Raw genomic sequence first — 232 nt, forward strand, 5'->3', positions numbered from 1 at the left:
GCAACCTACTATCAAAACAGAGGTATTCTACGGCTGCGATGGTAAGGCTATCCTTAATATAGGTGTAGAAAACCCAGACCCTGCGCTTAAATACCTTTATAGTTTAGATGGAGCAGCTTATACTACTACTTATGTATATACTAATGTAGCAAGTGGTACACACTCAGTAAGTGTACAATATGAGTACAGAAATGCGCCCTCACCAGTGATGCTATTGAAAGAGACTTTTGGT

General features: G+C 39.7%; 1 protein-coding gene. It reads left to right on the forward strand.

From position 1 onward, the window contains the following. Window positions 1–232, forward strand: a 232-nt coding sequence (locus HMPREF9441_RS18825) for a hypothetical protein (protein ID WP_008623529.1), incomplete at both ends; no start/stop codon positions are given.

It is taken from the genome of Paraprevotella clara YIT 11840 (genome assembly GCF_000233955.1).
GTDB lineage: Bacteria > Bacteroidota > Bacteroidia > Bacteroidales > Bacteroidaceae > Paraprevotella > Paraprevotella clara.